This window comes from Pedobacter sp. AK017 (assembly GCF_014200825.1).
Classification (GTDB): Bacteria; Bacteroidota; Bacteroidia; order Sphingobacteriales; family Sphingobacteriaceae; genus Pedobacter; species Pedobacter heparinus.
Genome location: NZ_JACHCW010000002.1, coordinates 262,252 through 278,381, shown reverse-complemented (window position 1 = coordinate 278,381; position 16,130 = coordinate 262,252). Strand labels below are relative to the sequence as shown.

Below are 16,130 nucleotides of genomic sequence, written 5' to 3'. Positions count from 1 at the left end.
GTTAGCGACAAATACAGTCTGCAACATGGTCGTTCACCATTCCAGTAGCCTGCATGTGTGCATAACAAATGGTCGTACCAAAAAACTTAAAGCCTCTTTTTTTCATGTCCTTGCTAATGGCATCTGATATTTCTGTCCGTGCAGGAATATCTTTTAAAGTGCGGATGGGGTTCTGGATGGGCTTTTTATCCGGAAGGAAGCCCCACATATAATCAGCAAAAGAGCCAAACTCTTTTTGTATGGCTATAAAAAGTTTAGCATTGTTAATGGCAGCCTTTACTTTTAACCTGTTTCTGATGATCCCCGTATCGTTCATCAACCGCTCTTCATCTTTTTCATTAAATGCCGCTACCTTTTCAACATCAAACCCGGCAAAAGCTTTTCTGTAGCCTTCGCGCCGCTTCAATATTGTAATCCAGCTCAAGCCAGCCTGCGCCCCTTCTAAAATCAGGAACTCAAAAAGCGTTTGATCATCGTAAACAGGTTTACCCCATTCCTCATCATGATATTTTACATACAAAGGATCGGTACCACACCATCCGCATCTAACTACATCTGCCATAATATATTTGTTATAACTCTTGCAAGGGGTCCCAAAAGTACTTTTTAAAGTGCTGGATTTTATCGTCTTTTACAACAATGCCTTCCTTCTCGAGCAGCTCCTGCATTAAGTCGGGTGTTTTAAAATGAAACTTCCCCGTAAGCAGGCCACTACTGTTTACTACCCTGTGTGCCGGAACCGGCGGATCGGCAAGGCCGGCATTGCTCATGGCATAACCTACCATGCGGGCCGAGCCCCCGGCCCCTAAGCTTTTGGCAATGGCCCCATAAGAGGTTACCCTTCCTTTAGGGATCAGTCTCACCAATTCAAACACCTGGTCGTAAAACGATTGTTCCATTACTCAAAAGAGAATTGTATATAATTGATATTTTTATCATGCTTTAAATAAATCCGCTCGTAATGCGTTTTAATAGAAAGCACATCATCGTACAGCTCCGATTTATACAGCTGGTCTGTCTTTTTATGACATTTCAATCCCAGTTCTTCAACTTTCTCTACCGTATAAAGATACAGCCCGTCGTTGTCGGTTTTTAAATTAATTTTGCCCCCCGGTTTTAAGAACATTCTGTACCTGTCCAAAAATCCAGGAAAAGTAAGGCGTTTTTTTTCACGGCTGTCCTGTGGCTGGGGGTCAGGAAAGGTGATCCAGATCTCATCCACTTCATTTTCCCCAAAAAAATCTACAATATCCTCTATCTGTATCCTTAAAAAGGCAAGATTGGTAATCCCTTCATCTACCCCGGTACGGGCCCCTCTCCATATCCTGTTGCCTTTAAGGTCTACTCCAATAAAGTTCTTTTTAGGAAACATCTTCGCTAAACTAACGGCATATTCGCCTTTACCACAAGCCAGTTCAAGTACAACAGGATGGTCATTTTTAAAATGCTGTGCTGCCCATTTGCCCTTCAATTCTTTACCTTCATCCAGCTGGTACACATTTGGAAAAGTATCTATTTCAGCAAATTTTCTTAATTTATCTTTACCCACTATTTTTGTATTGTAATTTTCAAACAGCCTTTTTTTATTTCATACAAACTTAAATAAAACTTAGGTAAATATGTATTTTCAATTGCTTACCGTACTTTTGCAACAAATATTAAGGCATACGTGGAAAAAAACGCAAAAATATATGTTGCAGGACACCGGGGAATGGTTGGATCTGCTATTTACCGCAAATTACAAAAAGAGGGCTACCAAAACCTGATCGTCAGAACATCTGCAGAACTTGACCTGCGGGACCAGCTGGCCGTTACCGGTTTTTTCCAAAAAGAACAGCCCGAATATGTATTTCTGGCCGCAGCAAAAGTGGGCGGTATTGTTGCCAACAACACCTACAGGGCCGATTTTTTATATGAAAACCTTTGTATCCAGAACAATGTGATCCATCAGGCTTATAAAAATGAGGTTAAAAAGCTCATGTTCCTGGGTTCCAGCTGTATTTACCCAAAACTTGCCCCACAACCCTTAAAGGAAGAATACCTGCTGACCGACCTGCTCGAAGAAACCAATGAGCCCTATGCCATTGCAAAAATTGCAGGCATTAAAATGGCCGATGCCTACCGTGCCCAATATCACTGCAATTTCATTTCTGTGATGCCCACCAACCTTTACGGGTATAACGACAATTATCACCCCCAAAATTCCCATGTTTTGCCTGCCCTGATCCGCAAGTTCCACGAAGCCAAAATTAATGGCAGCGAAGAAGTCAACATCTGGGGTTCTGGTACACCAATGCGGGAATTCCTTTTTGCCGACGACCTGGCGGATGCCTGCTACTTCCTGATGCAAAACTTTAACGAACCTGGGTTTATCAATATTGGAACTGGCAAAGACCTGACCATTAAAGACCTTGCCCTGCTGATTAAAAACGTCATCGGCTTTGAAGGAAAACTGACCTTCGACAGCAGTAAACCAGATGGTACCCCACGCAAATTAATGGATGTATCCAAACTGCACAGCCTTGGCTGGAAACATAAAACAGAACTGGAAGAAGGGATAAAATTGGCTTACGCAGATTTTTTAGCCAAACATAGTTAAAACCAATATCTTTGCTAAAGAAAATAAACTTTAGCTATATGACATTGGTACAACTGGAATACATTGTAGCTGTAGATACTTACAGAAGTTTTGTAGGCGCTGCAGAAAAATGCTTTGTTACCCAACCTACTTTGAGCATGCAGGTCCAAAAACTGGAAGAAATGCTCAATGTAAAAATCTTCGACCGCAGCAAACAGCCCGTTATACCTACCGAAATTGGTACCCAGATTATTGAGCAGGCGCGCCTGGTTTTACAGGAAAGCCTGAAAATTAAAGAGATCATCAGCAACCAGCAGCAGGAGGTAAGTGGCGAGCTTAAGGTAGGCATCATCCCTACTGTAGCCCCTTATTTATTGCCTAAAGTGATTGCCGCAATGATGGAGAAATTTCCGGATCTGAAGTTATTGATCTGGGAGTATACCACTGAAGATATTATCCACCACCTTAAAACAGGGGTGCTCGACTGCGGGATCCTGGCAACCCCTTTGGTTGATGCGGTTATTGAAGAAATGCCGTTATATTATGAGAATTTTGTCACTTACATCAGTAAAAACAGTAAACTTTATAAAAAGAGGACCATCGACGCCGACGACCTGGAAGATGAGAATATCTGGCTGTTAAATGAAGGCCATTGCATGCGCTCACAGGTATTAAATATCTGTCGGTCAACCAAACACAACCGGCTTCAGGGCCTTACCTATAACACGGGAAGCGTAGAAACATTGATCCGTATGGTAGACAGGAACAATGGCGCGACATTATTACCCGAACTGGCGCTGGAAGAGCTGAGCAGCAGACAGCTGAGCAAAGTAAGACATTTCAAATCACCAGAACCGGTAAGGGAAATCAGCCTGGTCACGCATAAAAACTTCATTAAGAAACGGATGTTAAATGCCTTGAAAGAAGAAATCCTTGCCGTAGTCCCGAAAGCCATGAGGCAGAAAAAGAAAAGAGATGTTGTAGGGATATAAACAGGCCCCGGCGTTCTCACACCAGGGCCTCTTTATATATCAATGATCCTGTTCTTACACAGGAGAAATAAACTACGCTTTTTTGAAACGTTCTGCTACAGCATCCCAGTTTACTACACTCCAGAAAGCCGCAATATAATCAGGACGTCTGTTTTGATATTTCAGGTAATAAGCATGCTCCCATACATCCATACCTAAAATTGGTGTTCCTTTTACTTCAGCGATATCCATTAAAGGATTGTCCTGATTAGGCGTAGAGGAAACCACTAATTTCTTGTCAGCACCAACACTTAGCCAGGCCCAGCCTGAACCAAAGCGGGTTGCTCCTGCTTCCGCAAATTTAGTTTTGAAATCCGCAAACGAACCAAATGCAGCATTGATCGCATCAGCCAGTTCACCTGTTGGCTCTCCACCTTTATTTGGGCCTATCACTTCCCAGAACAAGGAGTGGTTAAAATGACCGCCACCGTTGTTTCTTACTGCTACAGGGAACTTAGAGATATTTTTAACAATTTCTTCGATGCTTTGGCTTGCCTCTGGCTTGCCTTCTAAAGCTTTATTTAGGTTGGTAACGTAAGCCTGATGGTGTTTACCATGGTGGATTTCCATAGTTTGTTTGTCGATATGCGGTTCTAGTGCATCTGTTGCGTAAGGTAACGCAGGTAATTCAAAAGCCATATTAGTATGATTTAAGTTTAAAAAATTTATTATTTCGGGCCCATTTGTTTATGCCAACGGGCTTCACCAGCAAATATAACAATCGGGGTTAAGTTTTGTTCAATACTTTGTCAAGTTTAGCCCCTTTTATCTGCAAAGAATTTTGTCATCAATGCCCCGCATTCCTGTGCCAAAACCCCGCTCTTCAAAACCGTTTTTGGATGCAGCAATTGATTGCTTTTTGTGGTAAAACCTCTTTTGGGTTCAGGGGCGCCATACACCAGCTTGCCGATCTGTGTCCAGTAACATGCCCCGGCACACATTACACAAGGCTCAATGGTTACGTACAGGGTGCAATCTTTTAAATATTTGCCCCCTAAGGTCTGTGATGCCGCTGTAAAAGCCTGCATTTCTGCATGTGCCGTCACATCGTTCAGCTGCTCAGTTAAATTATGCCCCCGGCCTACTATTTTGCCTTTACAAACCACAATGGCCCCAATCGGGATTTCCTTTAAATCATAAGCTTTTTGTGCTTCCTGCAAGGCCAGGCGCATAAAATGTTCATCCTCTGCCGCAGGGTTCTCTTCTGCTGAAAAATTATAATAACTCATTATATCATTTTACTCCCATTCGGCACTTTGCCGTTTAAGGTGGTCAACACTATATTCCCGTTTTCATCAGCAAAACCCGTTACCAGGAATTCTGACATGAACTTGCCGATCTGTTTTTTAGGGAAATTGACTACACCAACGATCTGTTGGCCGATCAGCTCTTCCCTAGCATACAGTGCTGTAATCTGCGCACTGCTCATTTTAATTCCAAACTCACCAAAATCTACTTTCACTTTATAGGCCGGCTTTCTGGCTTCAGGATAATCGAGGACTTCCAGGATTGTCCCTGCACGCAGTTCCACTTTTTCAAAATCGTTCCAGGTTATTTCTTCCATGCGATAAAATTACAACTTATCAGCAATACTGTCTACCATATCTCTGCTGTTCTCTATATATTTGTAAAGTCAGGGCCATAACCCCCTGATTCCTATACAAATGATACCACTCCAGGAAATTTCCTATTTTGCCCTGGCCGCCCTGCTCCTGGTGATCAGCCCCGGTCCTAACATGATCTATTTAATCTCCCGTTCCATTACCCAGGGACAGCGATCCGGGTTAATTTCACTGGCCGGCATCATTTCCGGTTTCCTTTTTCACATCATCATGGTCTCTGCCGGACTCACAGCAGTACTTTTTGCCGTTCCTTTTGTATACTCCACCATTAAAACCCTGGGGGTGTTGTACCTCCTGTACCTGGCCTACCAGGCCATTAAGCCCAACGGAAAAAGTCTTTTCGAAGTCAGACAAGACCTGCCAAACGACAAACCGGCTAAATTGTTCAAAATAGGGGTTCTTACTACCATCCTGAACCCTAAAGTTGCCGTATTCTATTTGTCATTCTTCCCCTATTTTATCAAACCGGAATATGGCTCGGTCTTCATACAAAGCCTTCAACTGGGCATTACCCAGGTAAGTATCAGCTTTACTGTTAACTTTATCATCGTTTTAACTGCATCAAAAGTTGCCCTGTTTTTTTCAAAAAGTCCCGGCTGGGTAAAAATCCAGAAATGGTTTATGGCAAGTATCCTGGCATCCCTTGCGATAAAAATGGCCTTAAGCAAGGAAAAATAAAACAGTTATACCGCTTCAAAGACGCTATGCCTTTCCAAAAAAATTGGATCTCCGAAAAGGCATAGCGTCTTTCGCCTTTTCGGCGAATTATGCAGCCTTAGAGGAGATACCAATTTTTTACCTTTATATTTGCGAAATGATCGATGTAATCCTAAAAAAAGGCAAAGAAAAAGCCGCTATGCTCCGTCACCCCTGGATCTTTTCTGGTGCAATTGATAAAATAAAGGGGAATCCTGAAAATGGAGAAGTGGTAACCCTAAGGTCAGCAGCAAAAGAATTTCTGGCCTATGCCTATTACAACAATCAATCGCGGGTAGCCCTTCGTTTGCTCGAATGGGATGAAAATACCACGATAAACAAGTCCTGGTACCGGGAAAAACTCAAAGCCGCCATCGCCTCAAGGGCCCATGTATTAAACGAAAATACCAACACCTGCAGGCTGGTATTCAGTGAAGCAGATTTTTTACCTGGCCTGATCGTAGATAAATATGCCGGCTTTCTTTCCCTGCAAATATTAAGTGCAGGCATGGAAAGCGTAAAAGCAACACTCATCGAGCTCCTCAGGGAATTGCTAAACCCAACAGGGATATTCGATAAAAGTGATGCCGGCGCACGTAAACATGAAAACCTGGAAGCTACACAAGGTCTTTTATGGGGAGAAACCCCTCCTGAATTTATTGAAGTAAAAGAAAACGGCATTCTTTACCACATCAACATTGCCGACGGCCAGAAATCAGGCTTCTATTGCGACCAGCGCGACAACCGGAAAATCCTGGCTGATTACACCAGGGGCAAATCCGTTCTGGATTGTTTCTGCTACAGTGGGGGATTTACCTTAAACAGCCTGAAATCCGGTGCCGCATCCGTTACCAGCGTAGACAGTTCTGCACTGGCCATTGAAACCCTGCAGCACAATCTGGAACTGAACGGTTTTAAAGGATCCGATCAGCATAGCATACAATCTGATGTCAACAAGCAACTGCGCATTTTTAAAGACGAAGGAAAAACCTTTGATGTATTGGTGTTAGACCCGCCAAAATACGCGCCTTCAAGATCCGCACTGGACCGGGCAGCAAGGGCTTACAAAGACCTCAACAGGCTGGGCATGCTCCTGCTTAAAAAAGGGGGCATCCTGGCTACATTTTCCTGCTCCGGAGCAGTAGACATGGAAACCTTTAAACAGATCATTGCATGGGCCGCATTGGATGCGGGCCGCGAAGTACAGGTCATCACACAGTTCTGTCAGCCTGAAGACCACCCGGTAAGCCTTTCTTTCCCTGAAGGAGAATATCTAAAAGGATTATTGCTAAGGACACTTTAAATTTATAAACTATCGTCGTCGGGTAGCTTGTCGTATTCACCTTTAAGTGCGTACCAGCCAAAAATAACCAGCCCCGCGCTGATGGGAATAAAGATAAACAAGATAATCCCCCACTGCAATGCAGTATTTGTTTTGTGTACACCTTCTTCAGCCAGGCCAACCTTTTCGAAAGCCTGCATAAACATAAATATAATGGATACCGGACCAAGTATGATCCAAAGTAATCCTAATGCTTTTTTTAATCCGTTCATGATTGAAATTCTTAAATGTTTTCAGATTCAGCCTCTTTGTGGTCCGGCTTCTTATTAGATAAATAAACTGTGCCTATAATTAAACTCAATGCCGCTATGCCGATCGGGTACCATAACCCCGATAAGGGAGTAGAACCCGAAAAGCTGGCAATAAGTGTAGCAATAAAAGGTACCAGTCCGCCAAAAACCCCATTGCCCACATGATAAGGTAAGGACATGGAAGTATACCTGATCTTGGTAGGGAACAATTCTACCAGGAATGCCGCTATTGGCCCGTAAACCATGGTTACCAGCAAAATCTGGAAAAAGATCAGGAATACAAATTTCCAGAAAACAGGTGTGGAAAGCTTTTTATCCTTATAGGCATCCGGTAACTCCACTATAGGCTTGCCCGCATCTGCAAATTTGGTGTGCGACTGTATCTTTTGGAAAGACGCGCCGTTCAGTAAGGTTACCGTTGAACTCGTGCTGATCAGACTGTCGGCAGTTCCGGTAACCGCAGTACGTGTAACCACAGGGTCAGATACGGAGGCAATATCCTTTTGTTCTATTTTGGTAACATCGGTATCATCTAAAAAGATCTGGTAAATGGGCCTGTAAAATATAACGCCCAACAACATCCCGGCCAGCATGATCCATTTTCGGCCAACCTTATCGCTCCAGGAGCCAAAGATCACAAAGAAAGGGGTAGCAAAGGCTATGCCCCACAAAAGAATATACCTGGAATCGTTAAAATCAACATGGCAGGTATTTTCAATAAAGGACTGCGCATAAAACTGCCCCGTGTACCAGATCACCCCCTGCCCCATCGTAGCGCCAAAAAGTGCGAGCAAAACCATTTTAAAATTGGCCTTATTGTTAAAACTCTCTTTTAAAGGGTTTTTCGAGACTTTACCTTCCGATTTCAGCTTGCTGAACATCGGCGATTCGTGCATTTTCATCCTGATATAGATGGAAACACCAACCAGCAGGATAGACAGCAAAAATGGGATTCTCCAGCCCCAGTCGGCAAAGCTTTCAGCGCCCACCAGGTTTTTGGTCAATACTATAATACCCAGAGAAAGAAATAAACCCCCGGTTGCTGTAGTCTGTATCCAGCTGGTAAAAAAACCTCTTTTATTGGCCGGTGCATGTTCTGCAACATAAGTGGCCGCACCACCATATTCACCGCCAAGGGCCAGGCCCTGGATTAGCCTCAAAATCAGCACCAGGATCGGCGCTGCATAACCTATACTTGAATAGGATGGTATTAAACCGATCAGAAAAGTAGAACCACCCATCAACACCAATGTGAGTAAAAAGGTATACTTCCGGCCTATCAAATCGCCTAACCGGCCAAACACCAGTGCACCAAAAGGCCGAACAATGAAGCCTGCGGCAAATATGGCCAGTGTGTTGATCAATGCAGAAGCACCGGCATCTGCGGGAAATAACTGTGATCCGATAATAGTGGCCAGACTTCCAAAAATATAGAAATCATACCATTCGATCAGCGTCCCCAGTGATGAGGCGCCTATAACTTTAAAAATACTGCTCTGTTGTGGTTCCTGGCTCATATTTGGTTTAAAAGGTTTGCTTAAAGAACTAAATCTACAATTTATTCTCAATTATAAGCAAGATTTTAAAACTATAAAAGCAAAAAAATTAACATCGTTACCGTACCCATGTTAATTATAGAGAGAAAAATCTATTGCTCTTCCCTAAAAAACACCTTATAATAATTCATAGATTTATCGTCATCAAAGCCTTTTTCAATCAGCTCTTTATCGCCATGAATATAGATGTGAAAGTTCTTGTCCAGCTTTAATACGCTTTTATAAACCCTGGCCTGTTTTTTTACCGCAGCCCCGGAAATGTCAAAGCTATCCGGAATAGGCTGGTCAAATTCTTCTTCAAAGCTTTTCTTATAGTTTTTAAAAGAGGCTATCCCTTCTGCATTGCCAATCACTTCATTCGAGAACTCTTCCAGGTCAAAGCTCTCCTTTTCCTTAAAGTACTTCATGGATTTGTTCAGCAGATCTATTTTATCTGCCTTTGAGATTTCAAATTCCTCATCCAGCTTTTCAGTGACAAAATTTTTATATACCCCCAGCACACTGCTGGTCTGGTTAAAATTATCATTCCTGATCTTCAGCTTCAAAAACTCATCCTTCCAGTATACCGCTTCTGCACTTCTGTTGGTCTGGTCAATCACTGCTACCCGAAAACCTTCTGCTTTATCTGTATTGAAAATCAGGCAGCCTTTATCCAGCTTATTGATGTTAATGGCTTCCTGCTCATAACTTAAGCCAAAGCCATCCTGCTCCGGAAAAACTTTTAAATAACTCTCCTTGGTCTCTGATTTAAAGATCCCGATAGCATCATGCAGCTCTCCTTCTATCTGCACATTTTCAAAATAGGCCACATACAGTTCACCGGGTTTAATCTTCGGATGACCCGAAACATCATACAGGTATTTAGCCAGTTGTTTGCTGTTCTCATGAAAGGTTTCTCCCTTTTCAAAAATGGCTGCGGCAAAATGATACGCTTCATTAAGGTTCAGGTCACCATTTGGATGAATAAAACGATATACTTCGTTCACCTTTTCGTAAGGGCCTAAAAAATATTGCTGCAATAGGTTACTCAGCATGGGGTCTTTAATCATTAAAGATTTTTCAGACAATACGTAAAACTCCTCTTCAGACTTGTTCCCGATTCGGTGTATAGATAATTCGGCCAGTGAGGCCTCAAAAAAAGAAATCATTAATTATTTTTCCTTGGGTTGTTTTTCATTAGGTGTATTGCGCAGCTCGACGGGCTTCTGCGCATTTTTTTTCATTTTAAGGTTCAGCATCTCTACCAGGATAGAGAAGGCCATGGCAAAATAAATATAGCCTTTTGGTATGTGCTGGTCCAGACCTTCTGCCAGCAGGGAAACCCCGATCAGCAACAGGAAGGAAAGGGCAAGCATTTTTACTGTAGGGTGGTTATTTACAAAATTACTGATGGCACTTGCCGACACCATCATCACAATTACCGCAATAACAACTGCGGCAATCATAATTTCAACATGCTCTGCCATGCCTACCGCTGTAATTACAGAGTCCAGGGAGAATACGATATCCAGCAGCAGGATTTGAACAATAACCCCACTAAAAGAATATACTTTCCCCTTAATCTCCTTCTCTTCCTCACTTTCCAGTTTATCATGGATCTCATGGGTACTTTTATAGATCAGGAACAAGCCCCCGATAATCAGGATCAGGTCGCGGCCCGATATGGCCAGCTTTTCCAGCCATTCCGTACTGCTGATATTGAACCATGAACCAATGTTAAACAATGGAGTAGTAAGGGTCATTACCCAGGTTAAGGACAGCAACAGCAAGACCCTGGTGATCATCGCAAGGGCCAGGCCAAGCTGCCTCCCTTTTTTCTGCTGATGCGCCGGTAACTTACCAGACAAAATGGAAATAAAGATGATGTTGTCTATGCCTAAAACGATCTCCAACACGGTCAGCGTTAATAAAGAGATCCAGGCTTCCGGGCTACTTAAAAATTCCATAGGTAAAAATTAGGTATGCGAAGATATAAAAAAAGCTTGCTGATTTTATCAACAAGCTTTGCCCCGTTTATGTTTTTAAGCAAATCTAGTTTAAATTCAATGAACCATAATCGGCCTTGAGCATAATTTGGGCTCCGCCACCGTTTCCTATGGTACCTGCATAATTTTTAATGTTCCCTTTTTCGGCTACCAGTTTCGAGCTTACTCCTGCACCTGCTTTGAATGGCGAATAGCTGGTCCTTAATTCAAAGTTCCCCTGGTAATTGTCGCTGAACTTTAAGGAAGTATGTGAATAACTGCTCAACAGGTTTAAATTTTTACACCCTGAGCCTATTTGCTCGACAGTCAGTTTGCCATAGGCAACACCAAAATTACCCGGGCCATTTAAATTCCCAATGGCAACTGTTGTGTACTGGCTCTTTAGGTTTAATGTGTTTACAGACCCGATCGAGAGTTTGTTGTATTGCTGTTTGATATTCGCATCCCCGATAACCGTTCCCAGTTTTACATTGGCATATTGTACATTCAGGTCCAGGTTACTTACCCTGCCAATGTCCAGTCCCGGTCCGTATTGCTGTTTAACCACAGCATCCCATTTAATGGTGCCAATGGTTACACCCGCATACTGTGCCTCCAGATTCAAGCTGCCAATGGTACCAATGTTAAGCCCCGCCCCGTATTGCTGTTTAATCGTAGCTGCATTTATTTCCTGAATTTTAGTAAAGCCATATTGAATTTCCAGGATATTGCTGGCGTTTTTCAGATTTCCCACCGTTAAACTCCCATATTGAACCTTAGCGATCAATGCGCCGGAAAAACTGCCTATATTTACATTTCCATATTGATTACTTAAGGTTAAAGCGTTGGTCGCAGGCATATATACGACGTAATTTACCCTGATTTCCCTTCTGGATATCGTTTTTCCATTCCTGAAACTGGCACCTGATTTACCACTCTCTGTTGCAAAATTGGTTTTAAATGAAACCTGGTCGCCGCTTTTATCTGCAGTTATAACTGTTCCATCTACCAAACGCTGCGCATCAGCCTCGTCCTTGCTGTAAGCTTTAATGTCAATGTCTACCCGTATTTCTTTTTTATCCCAGGTTTTGATCAGCATCTCCCCGTACCTGTTGTTCAGGTTTACCTTATCATTCCCATCTAATGGAAAACTTTTTGAAAAGGTTTTCGAACGAACGGGATCATTCGGATCTTTGGTGCCCGCAATGGCAAAATTTATTGCCATCATCAGCCCAATAGCTAAAATATAAGATTTCATAACTGGTTCTCCTCTTTGTACTGGTTCACATCATTAATAATTGACAGTTGCTGGTTGATCACCTGGAGCTGCAGCTCCAGGTTTTTTACCATAGCCCTTACTACTACCCTTTGGTTCGGACTTTGAGGCAATTCCCTTTTAAGGGCCTCATAATCGTTCCCCAACTCATTCAGGTCTGCATTAAAACGGGCATACAACTTGGGGTTCTTGCTGGCATATATCTGTAAACTGTCTTTTTTCTCTTCAATCAGACTGGCAAACCGCAGTTCCTTCCTTGCATATACCCGACTGATATCGGCCAGCTCCGGCTGATGAGCTGCCTTACGATGATTAAACATTAAAACTCCCAGCACCAGCAGCAAGGACGCTGCAACACCTACCCAAACCGGCCATTTAACCGTTTTTTTTTCCTTTTCTCTATCCAAAGCAGCATCTATCCTGCTCCATACCTCATCAGATGGCATTTTTACGTCAAACTCCTTTCGATGTGCCTTAATGAATTCTTCCATTCCCTTATCTTTCATCTTATACTCCTCTCTTTGCTAATAAGTCATTTAATTTCATCTTTGCCCGCATATACTGGGTGCGTGAAGTCCCTTCGGTAATTTTTAAAATATAAGCGATCTCTTCATGGTCATAGCCCTCAAACAGATACAGCGTCAACACCACCCGATACCTGTCAGGAAGCATTGCTACCGCTGTCCTGATTTCCTCTACCTTCCATTGCAGGTCTTCGGCCGGTTCATTTTCTTCCGCTACATCCACCTCCTCTATATTTACGAACTCCACCTTACGCTTCCGCAGCTGGTTGATCGATTTATTGATCACGATCTGCTTCAGCCACAAGCCAAAAGTAGCCTCTCCTTTAAAATTGTCTATCCTTGTAAACGCATCTAAAAAAGAATCCTGTAAAACATCTTCTGCCTCTTCTTCAAAATTTACGATCCGGAGGGCCACATTATACATAGCTTTAGCATACAATTTGTAAATTTCAAATTGTGCCTTACGGTCGCCCCGCCTGCAGCCGTTGATCAGTGCCGCATTTTTATCGATGTATACCGGTTCCAATGTTCTTCTTTCAAATAAATAGACACTTCATTTTTTAAAACGTTGCAGCTTTAACAAAAATATTTTCAATATACCAAGCTAAATTCATCGAAGGCTTAAATATCCCGTTCAAAATCAATATTTTTGCCGCTTAATACTTTAATAAGAATGTTAAGAACAACTACTTGCGGAGCTTTAACCATTAAGAACTTAGGAGAAAATGTAATCCTATGCGGTTGGGTACAAAAATCAAGAGATTTAGGAGGAATGACTTTTATAGACATTCGCGACAGATATGGTATTACCCAGTTGGTTTTCAATATGGATGACAACCGCGAACTGTGTGAGGCAGCCCGCAACCTTGGCCGTGAATTTGTAATCAAAGCAAGCGGCCTGGTAGTAGAGCGTTCCAATAAGAACCTGAAAATGCCAACCGGCGAGGTGGAAATAAAGATCACTGCCCTGGAAGTGTTAAACGCAGCTAAACTGCCCCCCTTTTTAATAGATGACGAAACGGACGGTGGTGACGACCTGCGCATGAAGTACCGTTACCTGGATTTACGCCGTAACCCGGTACGCAACAACATGATCATCCGTCATAAAATTGCTCAGGCGGTGAGACGTTATCTTGACGGACTCGACTTTATAGAAGTGGAAACGCCTGTCCTCATCAAATCAACGCCCGAAGGGGCAAGGGATTTTGTTGTGCCAAGCCGCATGAATGCAGGCGAGTTCTATGCTTTACCTCAGTCTCCGCAAACTTTTAAACAATTGTTAATGGTTTCGGGCTTCGACAGGTATTTCCAGATTGTGAAATGCTTTAGAGATGAGGACCTGCGTGCCGACAGGCAGCCCGAGTTTACACAGATCGACTGCGAAATGTCTTTCATTGAACAGGAAGATATATTGAATACATTTGAAGGCCTGATCCGAACTTTGTTTAAAGAAATTAAAGGAATAGACCTGCCCGAAGTACCAAGGATGCAATATGCAGATGCCATGCGCCTGTATGGATCTGACAAGCCTGATACCCGTTTTGACATGCAGTTTGTAGAATTAAACCACCTGGTTAAAGGCAAAGATTTTCCGGTATTTGACCATGCAGAGCTGGTGATCGGGATCAATGCCAAAGCTTGCGCAAGCTATACCCGCAAACAGGTGGATGAGCTCACAGACTTCATTAAAAGACCACAGGTCGGGGCAACAGGTTTAATCTACCTCAGACACAACGAAGATGGCTCCCTGAAATCATCTGTAGATAAATTCTATAACGAAGAAGATTTAAAGGGCTGGTCGGCCGCCCTGAATACCCAACCTGGGGATTTGGCACTGGTAATGGCCGGAACTACAGATAAAGTGCGCAAACAACTGAGTGAACTACGCCTGGAAATGGGTAACCGCTTAGGCTTACGCGATAAAAATGTTTTCAGTGCATTGTGGGTGCTCGACTTTCCTTTACTGGAATGGGATGAAGAAACGGAACGTTATCATGCCATGCACCACCCTTTTACCTCCCCTAAACCGGAAGATATTGTGCTGCTGGACACTAAACCTGCTGAGGTTAGGGCCAATGCTTATGATATGGTTATTAATGGCACCGAAGTAGGTGGGGGTTCGATCAGGATCCACGACAGGGCCCTGCAGGCTTTAATGTTCAAACACCTGGGCTTCTCAACAGAAGAGGCACAAAAGCAGTTTGGGTTTTTAATGGATGCCTTTGAATTTGGGGCACCTCCGCATGGTGGCATCGCTTTTGGATTTGACCGGTTATGCTCCATCTTTGCCGGACTGGACAGTATCCGCGATGTGATTGCTTTCCCTAAAAACAATTCAGGAAGAGATGTAATGATCGACAGCCCGTCAACAATTGACGAAAAACAACTGAACGAATTAAAAATAAAGTCTACTGTTTAATTTGCAGGCTTAAAATAAAAGGCCCCCATTTTAAAATGAGGGCCTTTTTTATTCAATAGGTTTCGCTATCGGGCGGAATCCCATAATCCACATATTGCTGTGATTTTTCTTTTTTATTTTTTGAACCGCTAAACCATGATTTTACAGAGTTAAAGATGGCCGACAGGTGTTCGGCATCAAGGGTCTTACCCACCTTATTTGAAGCCAGCCCAACAAGGGTCTTCGTTAAAAAACCCGAGCCTTTAAATAAAGTACTGTTCATTACAAAAGGTAACACCAGCGACATTAAACTGCTGCTGATGTTCAGTTTATCATCAATTTTAAGAAAAGAAGAAGGTGTGGCGTACTTTTTAATCAGTCCGCCCAAAGTAAACTGCTTTAAATACGCTCTGCTGTCTTTTAGGAGCAGTTCGCTTTTGCGCTGGTGTTCAGCCTTTAAACTGCACACCATCGCATGAAGCTCCTCTAAATTGTTGATGTTATATCTTCTGTTCATCTTCTTCATCCTTATCTGCCAGTTTGTTAAAGTAGTTTCTGATCGTAAAATTAATAATGGCCTTCTCTATGTACTTCTCCTTGGTATAATACACAATAAGTGCCAGCAGTATATAAATAACAGCCACACAGCCAAAGCCCCTGGCATAACTGCCCAGCACATCCGATAAAAATAAGGCAAGCGTAAACGTACCGAACAGGAAGGCCAGAATAAAACAGATGACCACCGCTGCATTGGTCACAATGTCAGCAAATATCTTCGATACCTTTTCTACCAGATACAACCTGGTATACTCTACCCGGGTATCAATATAGCTTTTAGCATCTTCGTATAGCTCTTCAATATTCTTTTCTTTATTTTCCTGCATCATTCAAT

The 16,130-nt window shown here is 42.8% G+C and carries 20 protein-coding genes; 5 read left to right on the top strand and 15 right to left on the bottom strand.

The window, feature by feature from the left end; all coding sequences use genetic code 11:
- Window position 1: 1 nt before the first annotated feature.
- From HDC92_RS04330 to trmB, 3 genes are read right to left on the bottom strand one after another with little or no spacing between them, the layout of a single operon-like run.
- On the bottom strand, window positions 2–562 hold the full coding sequence (locus tag HDC92_RS04330) for a DNA-3-methyladenine glycosylase I (protein ID WP_183872568.1): 561 nt from the start codon (window positions 560–562) through the stop codon (window positions 2–4).
- A 10-nt stretch (window positions 563–572) separates the two neighbouring features.
- Window positions 573–899 (bottom strand): MGMT family protein, encoded by a 327-nt coding sequence (locus tag HDC92_RS04325; RefSeq protein WP_015810015.1) that lies wholly within the window; start codon window positions 897–899, stop codon window positions 573–575.
- Complete coding sequence (trmB, locus tag HDC92_RS04320; protein WP_015810016.1) at window positions 899–1,549, bottom strand: tRNA (guanosine(46)-N7)-methyltransferase TrmB; 651 nt, start codon at window positions 1,547–1,549, stop codon at window positions 899–901. Before trmB ends, HDC92_RS04325 begins: the two co-directional genes overlap by 1 nt.
- A 120-nt stretch (window positions 1,550–1,669) precedes the next feature.
- Between trmB and HDC92_RS04315 the strand changes: the two genes are divergently transcribed.
- The gene (locus tag HDC92_RS04315; RefSeq protein ID WP_183872566.1) at window positions 1,670–2,599 is read left to right on the top strand and encodes a GDP-L-fucose synthase family protein; all 930 of its coding nucleotides are present in this window, start codon (window positions 1,670–1,672) and stop codon (window positions 2,597–2,599) included.
- Between the two features lie 38 nt (window positions 2,600–2,637).
- Window positions 2,638–3,570 (top strand): hydrogen peroxide-inducible genes activator, encoded by a 933-nt coding sequence (locus tag HDC92_RS04310; protein ID WP_183872564.1) that lies wholly within the window; start codon window positions 2,638–2,640, stop codon window positions 3,568–3,570.
- Between the two features lie 72 nt (window positions 3,571–3,642).
- Here HDC92_RS04310 and HDC92_RS04305 read toward each other — a convergent pair whose 3' ends face one another.
- The 3 genes from HDC92_RS04305 to HDC92_RS04295 form a co-directional block, all read right to left on the bottom strand.
- Window positions 3,643–4,248: a superoxide dismutase gene (locus tag HDC92_RS04305; protein ID WP_183872562.1), complete on the bottom strand. Its 606-nt coding sequence runs from the start codon at window positions 4,246–4,248 to the stop codon at window positions 3,643–3,645.
- 116 nt (window positions 4,249–4,364) lie between these two features.
- Window positions 4,365–4,838, bottom strand: coding sequence for a nucleoside deaminase (locus tag HDC92_RS04300; protein ID WP_183872560.1), 474 nt, complete (start codon window positions 4,836–4,838; stop codon window positions 4,365–4,367).
- A complete protein-coding gene (locus HDC92_RS04295) occupies window positions 4,838–5,173 on the bottom strand; it encodes a tRNA-binding protein (protein WP_183872558.1) in 336 nt (111 codons plus the stop codon). Before HDC92_RS04295 ends, HDC92_RS04300 begins: the two co-directional genes overlap by 1 nt.
- 100 nt (window positions 5,174–5,273) lie before the next feature.
- Between HDC92_RS04295 and HDC92_RS04290 the strand changes: the two genes are divergently transcribed.
- Together HDC92_RS04290 and HDC92_RS04285 are read left to right on the top strand one after the other, a co-directional pair.
- On the top strand, window positions 5,274–5,909 hold the full coding sequence (locus tag HDC92_RS04290) for a LysE family translocator (RefSeq protein ID WP_015810022.1): 636 nt from the start codon (window positions 5,274–5,276) through the stop codon (window positions 5,907–5,909).
- 136 nt (window positions 5,910–6,045) lie between these two features.
- Window positions 6,046–7,230, top strand: a complete 1,185-nt coding sequence (locus HDC92_RS04285; protein WP_183872557.1) for a class I SAM-dependent rRNA methyltransferase — start codon at window positions 6,046–6,048, stop codon at window positions 7,228–7,230.
- A 2-nt stretch (window positions 7,231–7,232) separates the two neighbouring features.
- On the opposite strand, the gene HDC92_RS04280 is transcribed toward HDC92_RS04285, so the two are convergent.
- The 7 genes from HDC92_RS04280 to HDC92_RS04250 form a co-directional block, all read right to left on the bottom strand.
- Window positions 7,233–7,481, bottom strand: coding sequence for a DUF6814 family protein (locus tag HDC92_RS04280; protein WP_015810024.1), 249 nt, complete (start codon window positions 7,479–7,481; stop codon window positions 7,233–7,235).
- A gap of 11 nt (window positions 7,482–7,492) precedes the next feature.
- Window positions 7,493–9,037 (bottom strand): MFS transporter, encoded by a 1,545-nt coding sequence (locus tag HDC92_RS04275; RefSeq protein ID WP_183872555.1) that lies wholly within the window; start codon window positions 9,035–9,037, stop codon window positions 7,493–7,495.
- A 131-nt stretch (window positions 9,038–9,168) separates the two neighbouring features.
- Window positions 9,169–10,224 (bottom strand): nucleoid-associated protein, encoded by a 1,056-nt coding sequence (locus HDC92_RS04270; RefSeq protein WP_015810026.1) that lies wholly within the window; start codon window positions 10,222–10,224, stop codon window positions 9,169–9,171.
- Window positions 10,225–10,227: 3 nt separating this feature from the next.
- On the bottom strand, window positions 10,228–11,022 hold the full coding sequence (locus tag HDC92_RS04265) for a TerC family protein (protein ID WP_015810027.1): 795 nt from the start codon (window positions 11,020–11,022) through the stop codon (window positions 10,228–10,230).
- Window positions 11,023–11,107: 85 nt separating this feature from the next.
- Entirely contained in the window at window positions 11,108–12,268 is a 1,161-nt protein-coding gene (locus HDC92_RS04260; RefSeq protein ID WP_255484450.1) for a hypothetical protein, read from the bottom strand.
- 26 nt (window positions 12,269–12,294) lie between these two features.
- Window positions 12,295–12,822 carry a hypothetical protein gene (locus HDC92_RS04255; protein ID WP_015810029.1) on the bottom strand — a complete coding sequence of 176 codons (528 nt, stop codon included), beginning with the start codon at window positions 12,820–12,822 and terminating at the stop codon, window positions 12,295–12,297.
- Between the two features lies 1 nt (window position 12,823).
- Entirely contained in the window at window positions 12,824–13,366 is a 543-nt protein-coding gene (locus HDC92_RS04250) for an RNA polymerase sigma factor (protein WP_183872550.1), read from the bottom strand.
- Between the two features lie 147 nt (window positions 13,367–13,513).
- Here HDC92_RS04250 and aspS point away from each other — a divergent pair, with 147 nt between their 5' ends.
- On the top strand, window positions 13,514–15,259 hold the full coding sequence (gene aspS, locus HDC92_RS04245) for an aspartate--tRNA ligase (RefSeq protein ID WP_183872548.1): 1,746 nt from the start codon (window positions 13,514–13,516) through the stop codon (window positions 15,257–15,259).
- 52 nt (window positions 15,260–15,311) lie between these two features.
- Here aspS and HDC92_RS04240 read toward each other — a convergent pair whose 3' ends face one another.
- Together HDC92_RS04240 and HDC92_RS04235 are read right to left on the bottom strand one after the other, a co-directional pair.
- Complete coding sequence (locus tag HDC92_RS04240) at window positions 15,312–15,764, bottom strand: hypothetical protein (protein WP_238326521.1); 453 nt, start codon at window positions 15,762–15,764, stop codon at window positions 15,312–15,314.
- Entirely contained in the window at window positions 15,739–16,125 is a 387-nt protein-coding gene (locus HDC92_RS04235) for a phage holin family protein (RefSeq protein ID WP_015810033.1), read from the bottom strand. The genes HDC92_RS04240 and HDC92_RS04235 overlap by 26 nt, the downstream gene beginning before the upstream one ends.
- Window positions 16,126–16,130: the final 5 nt, after the last annotated feature.